Below are 5,467 nucleotides of genomic sequence, written 5' to 3' on the forward strand. Positions count from 1 at the left end.
ACACGCCGATTCCGAAAATGCAAATTGCATATAAGGAAACGATGGCTTCAGCCTCGCTAATTCATTGGCATTGGGCTAAAGCCTCCGATTCCAAATGAGCCTTGCAAAAGTTTTAAAATCAAAACCAACCTTAATAACACTAAGTAATACTTTTATTGAAAAATGTTATAATTTTATTGATTGTAAAATTATATAAGTAAGGAATAAAAGATATGGTAAACAGAGACATAAACTTCTCACTATGGTTGGACTTCATAGAGAGAGATTATCTAAAAAATGAGTTCAAAAAACTACTAGATAAAGAGATAGTTAACGGAGCTACAAGCAACCCTGCTATCTTTGCATCTGCAATCACAAAATCCCCTGCATACAAAGAGCAATTAGATTCTCTACAAGGAAAAACAGGCAAAGAGAAGTATGAGGCTTTGGCGATAGAAGACATCAAAACCGTAGCAAAATTACTTCGTCCTCTCTATGATGATAACAATGATGGGTTTATCTCTATAGAAGTTGACCCATTTTTATGCAATGATACCAATGGAACCTACGAAGAGGGAAAAAGACTTTTTCAAGCAATTAGTGAACCAAATGTGATGGTAAAAGTACCAGCAACACAGGCAGGGTATGAGGCGATGACCAAGCTAATGGCAGAGGGTATCTCTGTAAATGCAACACTTATCTTCTCTCAAAAACAGGCAACACAGTGTATGAAAGCGATGAGAAGAGGAGTCCAGCAGTGTGAAGAGAGTGGTTCAGGTCGTGTAGAGGGGGTTATCTCTGTGTTTGTTAGCCGTTTCGATAGAGCATTGGATACGGAACTTGAAGCATGTGGAATCGACCCTGCAAAAACAGGTATCTATAACGCTGCTAAAATCTATAATATGATAGAGTCAAATGAGATGCCAAATGTGAGAGCCTTGTTTGCAAGTACTGGTGTTAAAGGAGATGCTCTACCTGCCAACTATTACATAGCAGGGCTTATGGCTTCACACTCCATCAACACTGCTCCACTAGCAACGATAGAGTCTCATCTAAAGAGTGATGATAGAGGTGAAGTTTTGCCAATAGAGGACTCTATACTCAATGGATATTTTACAAATCTTGAAGATAATGGATTCAATATGGATGAGATATGCAAAGGGCTTCTTGATGATGGATTGAGTGCTTTTGAGGATGCTTTTAGAGAGATGTTGGATAGTTTGGAAGATTAAAATTTAATAAATTAATATACTTTTGTTATAATTTAATAAAAAATTAATAAAGTATATAATATGCAAAAAAGACTACAGTTCTACCTAAAAAATCTTATACACAATGGAGGGAGTGACCTCCATCTAAAATCAGGTTCTATCATTCGCCTTAGGGTCAATGGTGACCTCTTGAAACTGGGGAGCAAACAGATGACTCACAGTGAGTTGGATGGTATTGCACAAGCTATCTTGACCGATGAGCAATATACTACTCTAGTAACTACAAAAGAGCTTGACTGCACCTATGTATTAGATGAGGATAATCGTTTCCGTGTAAATTTCTTTTATCAGCTTGATGGTCTCTCTTGTGTTATGAGGATTATCCCTGTCAAGATTCTTACCCTAGAAGAGTTAAATCTTCCTCCTGTAATCACAGAATTAGCTGATATGCATAGAGGTTTAATCTTGGTAACAGGCGTTACAGGCTCAGGTAAATCAACCACACTTGCCGCGATGATTGATAGGATTAACCGTACCAAAAAAAAGCACATAATTACAGTTGAAGACCCTGTGGAGTTTGTTCACCAAGATAGAGAGTGTCTTATATCTCAAAGAGGGATAGGACAAGACTCCCTCTCTTTTCAAAATGCCCTCAAAGCTTCACTAAGAGAAGACCCTGACATTATACTTGTGGGTGAGATGCGTGATTTGGAGACCATTGAGATAGCACTTCACGCAGCCAATACAGGTCACTTGGTATTTTCCACACTTCACACACTAGATGCAAAAGAGACAATCAATAGAGTTATAGGTATGTTTCCCCAAGCAGAACAGAACCGTATCAGGATGACACTAGCCTCTGTTTTGGAGGGGGTTGTTTCTCAAAGATTGGTCAAGACAGTTGATGGCAAAAGAGCTGCTGCTATTGAGATAATGAGACGCACATCCAGAATCGCAGAGCTGATTGGTGACAATAGAGACTATGAGATACTTGATACCATTGAAGAGGGTAAAGAGATATACGGTTCGCAATCATTTGACCAAGCACTGTTGGATTTGCATCAGAGTGGAAGGATAAGTGAAGAGGTTGTTTTGGAGAATGCTACCAATCCATCAGATATGAAACTTAAGCTTCAAGGGATAGGTGTGTCGTCTACGCAAGAGGATGTAGATAGAGAGAGTTTGGAGGATATTTTTGATTTGAAAGATGTGGAGGAGTGAGGATAGGAATAACTTAACTCTTTTAAATGCTTTGGCTTTATTGGAAAGTTTCAAGTATCAAAAGAGTATAATCAACTCAAAAAAGGAGTTTGTAGTGAGTAGAAAATTAGTAAGTTTTGACTGGGCAATGAAAAAGATTCTAAGACAAAAAGCGAACTTTGGAATCTTAGAAGGATTCTTAACAGAGCTTTTGAAATTTGATGTAAAGATAGAAGAGATTTTGGAGAGCGAAGCCAACCAAGAGACAGAGGATGATAAGTTTAATAGAGTTGACCTTTTGGCAAAAAATGAAAATGGTGAGCTGATTCTGATTGAGGTACAACATAGTAGCCAAATAGACTATTTCAATAGAATGCTTTATGGCTCTTCTAAATTGATTACAGAATATATCAAAAAAGGTGATGGTTATGTCGAGGTAAAAAAAGTCTATTCGGTCAATATCGTCTATTTTGAATTGGGTCAAGGCAGAGACTATATCTATCATGGCAAAACTAAATTTAAAGGTCTTCATGAACCTGATGAGGTACTAAATCCATCACAGAATAAAAAAGATAAATTTTCAATAGATAGAATCTATGAAATCTATCCAGAGTATTTTGTGATACGAGTCAATCAGTTTAATAATATTGCAAAAAATAGCTTGGATGAGTGGATATATTTTCTCAAAAATGAAGAGATAAAAGATAAGTTCAAAGCAAAAGGGCTAGATGAAGCCAAAAAGACACTGGATGTAATGAAACTTGGGGACAGAGCAAGAGCAGTCTATAATAGAAAACAGGAGAATAAGATGTATAAGGCTTCTTTGCTCTATACTGCAAAGATTGAGGGGGAAAAAAAGGCTAAAATTGAGATAGCCAAAAATCTATTGGATGTATTGGATATTGCGACTATTTCACTAAAAACAGGCTTAATGATTGAGGAGATAGAAAAATTAAAATAGTATAAAACAAATATTGAGACACCTTTACATTAAATCAGAATAAATAAAGGAGAAAAAGATGATAATCAAAAAAATGGTAAAGGTGTTGGAGAGCCAAAAACTTTCAATGAAGGTGAACTTCTCTCTTTTAAGGTAGATACCAATGGAAACCAAGGATATTTGACTATTTTTAGTATTGAGAATGGTGAACCGTTTATTATGACAAAAACCCCAAATCCTGTCAAAGGTATTTTGAATTTTCAACAAGATTTCAATATCAATCCTCCGATAGAGTGTTATAAATCTTGTACCAATTGTCAAAAAGAGATTAGTTCTGTCTATGTGATTTTGTCTGCAAAACCGTTGACAAAAAGTGTTATGAAGACCAAAGGGCTAAGGATTGATGGGGATAACAGACCTGTGGATACTAGAGCATTTAGACAGAGAACTGATGATGCTTATGAGCCTATTATTACTAGAATTGAGTTTACTATTTATTAAGTATGATTATGTATAATAGAATTAAACTATCCTAAAAAGGAAAACAATGCAGACAATTCAATTGGAAATAAATGAAAACTATATGAGTGCCTTTATTAATATAATTGAAAACTTAAAAGATGAGATAGTTCAAAACTATACAATTTTAAATCAAAATAGTTCTAACGAAATGGTAGAAGAGTATATGCTCTCACCAAAATTTCTATCGGACAAAAAAATGTTCAATCAGCGATTCAAAGATATTCAAGATGGTAATGCAGTTTTGCTCTCAAAAGAGGTCTATCAAGATAAAATGAGTGGTTTTATCAAGGAGTTAGAGGCAAAATATGGAGATAGTTAGAGATGATAGATACTATTTGGATATGCTTCAAATTATGGATTTTATTGCAAGAGACAGTTTAGAAAGGGCGAAACAGTTTCAAGAAGAGTTGGATGATAAAGTTGATGATTTGGTTTTCTTTCCATATAAATTTAGACAATCAAGATATTTTGAACGAGATAATTTTAGAGATTTGATATTTAAAGGGTATGTTGTCCCTTATGAGATAGATAAAAAGAAACAAACTATTTCCGTTTTAGGTATTACAAAATATAGAGAGAAATTTTAAGATACCTTTTTTAGGAGACGGAGAGTTTACTCCCGAACAGCGGAGGCAAAGCCTTCCGATTCCAAGTATTAAGTATGATTATGTATGATAAAATCAAAGGAGAACTGATGACACATAATTTACAGATAAATATAGCTGATAGTTTATATGAAAAATTCATTGCTTATATTCAGAGTCTGCCACAAGATACTATCTCTGTTCAAAGAGTCAATACTACAAACAAACTTCCACAAAATATTATAATCTCTAGCAAAGATGAGGTTAGAGAGCGAGTGCATATGGCAGAAGAGAGAATCAACCGTGGTGAGTATCTAACCCAAGAGCAGTATGATAGTGAGATGGATGATTTTTTTAGAAATGAGTTTGGTATTAAATAAATATTTATCCACAAAAACAATTTAAAAAAAACACCTAATTAAAAAATATAATAAATCTCCCTAAAATTAACCAAACCGAAAAACCAAAAGTGTTAAAATACAATTATGGTAGAGACAAGGCACGCCTTGTCTCCAAACACGCAACATTATTCAAACACACCATATTTTTGAGACAAGGCGTGCCTTGTCTCTACCATCAAAAACATCACAAACCATTGGGCAAAAACGATTTCAAAATCAAGGCAAAATTAGCATATCTTCAATTGTTGGTGGGTATAAATCGGCTGTAACAAAACATTCATATAGATTAAATTTTGAATATTACTCACACCATTTCGTCGCATCCTCTCCTTAGGTTCGATGCATAGATAATAACAACTAAAGTCAAACTTAAAGTGAATGATTTAAGAAGTCTTCAAAATAATAACAAAAAATAACTATTTTTCACCATACTTTCAAAAAAATATTATATAATATTATTAAACAATTACTGTTGTAGTTTTGAAAGGATATGATATGTTAGAATCGATAGGACTCTGTTTGGTGGTAGCTCCACTGTTAGGGTGGGGTATAGCTTGGTTTTTATCTAAAAGGGATATGGATAGAGACGAATCTAAAGTTAAACTCTTAAGTAATACTATCATGGAGAAA

At 34.6% G+C, this 5,467-nt stretch carries 7 protein-coding genes; all 7 read left to right on the forward strand.

What is annotated here, in order from left to right:
• Nucleotides 1-212: 212 nt before the first annotated feature.
• The 7 genes from GSY74_RS05995 (at nt 213) to GSY74_RS06025 (ending at nt 4,816) form a co-directional block, all read left to right on the forward strand.
• Nucleotides 213-1,211 carry a transaldolase gene (locus tag GSY74_RS05995; RefSeq protein ID WP_164664194.1) on the forward strand — a complete coding sequence of 333 codons (999 nt, stop codon included), beginning with the start codon at nt 213-215 and terminating at the stop codon, nt 1,209-1,211.
• A gap of 60 nt (nt 1,212-1,271) precedes the next feature.
• The gene (locus tag GSY74_RS06000) at nt 1,272-2,411 is read left to right on the forward strand and encodes a type IV pilus twitching motility protein PilT (RefSeq protein ID WP_164664195.1); all 1,140 of its coding nucleotides are present in this window, start codon (nt 1,272-1,274) and stop codon (nt 2,409-2,411) included.
• 94 nt (nt 2,412-2,505) lie between these two features.
• Nucleotides 2,506-3,351 (forward strand): Rpn family recombination-promoting nuclease/putative transposase, encoded by an 846-nt coding sequence (locus GSY74_RS06005; protein WP_164664196.1) that lies wholly within the window; start codon nt 2,506-2,508, stop codon nt 3,349-3,351.
• A gap of 159 nt (nt 3,352-3,510) precedes the next feature.
• Nucleotides 3,511-3,831, forward strand: coding sequence for a hypothetical protein (locus tag GSY74_RS06010; protein WP_164664197.1), 321 nt, complete (start codon nt 3,511-3,513; stop codon nt 3,829-3,831).
• 46 nt (nt 3,832-3,877) lie between these two features.
• Nucleotides 3,878-4,171: a hypothetical protein gene (locus GSY74_RS06015; RefSeq protein WP_164664198.1), complete on the forward strand. Its 294-nt coding sequence runs from the start codon at nt 3,878-3,880 to the stop codon at nt 4,169-4,171.
• Nucleotides 4,158-4,439, forward strand: a complete 282-nt coding sequence (locus tag GSY74_RS06020) for a type II toxin-antitoxin system RelE/ParE family toxin (RefSeq protein ID WP_255494557.1) — start codon at nt 4,158-4,160, stop codon at nt 4,437-4,439. Before GSY74_RS06015 ends, GSY74_RS06020 begins: the two co-directional genes overlap by 14 nt.
• Nucleotides 4,440-4,546: 107 nt before the next feature.
• Complete coding sequence (locus tag GSY74_RS06025) at nt 4,547-4,816, forward strand: hypothetical protein (RefSeq protein ID WP_164664199.1); 270 nt, start codon at nt 4,547-4,549, stop codon at nt 4,814-4,816.
• Nucleotides 4,817-5,467 lie beyond the last annotated feature (651 nt).

Origin of the sequence: Sulfurovum sp. bin170 (assembly GCF_010892395.1) — a bacterium.
Classification (GTDB): Bacteria; Campylobacterota; Campylobacteria; order Campylobacterales; family Sulfurovaceae; genus UBA1140.

Coding starts and splice junctions, on each gene's coding strand:
- GSY74_RS05995 (WP_164664194.1), top strand. CDS start 213: ATGGTAAACAGAGACATAAACTTCTCACTATGGTTGGACTTCATAGAG.
- GSY74_RS06000 (WP_164664195.1), top strand. CDS start 1,272: ATGCAAAAAAGACTACAGTTCTACCTAAAAAATCTTATACACAATGGA.
- GSY74_RS06015 (WP_164664198.1), top strand. CDS start 3,878: ATGCAGACAATTCAATTGGAAATAAATGAAAACTATATGAGTGCCTTT.
- GSY74_RS06020 (WP_255494557.1), top strand. CDS start 4,158: ATGGAGATAGTTAGAGATGATAGATACTATTTGGATATGCTTCAAATT.
- GSY74_RS06025 (WP_164664199.1), top strand. CDS start 4,547: ATGACACATAATTTACAGATAAATATAGCTGATAGTTTATATGAAAAA.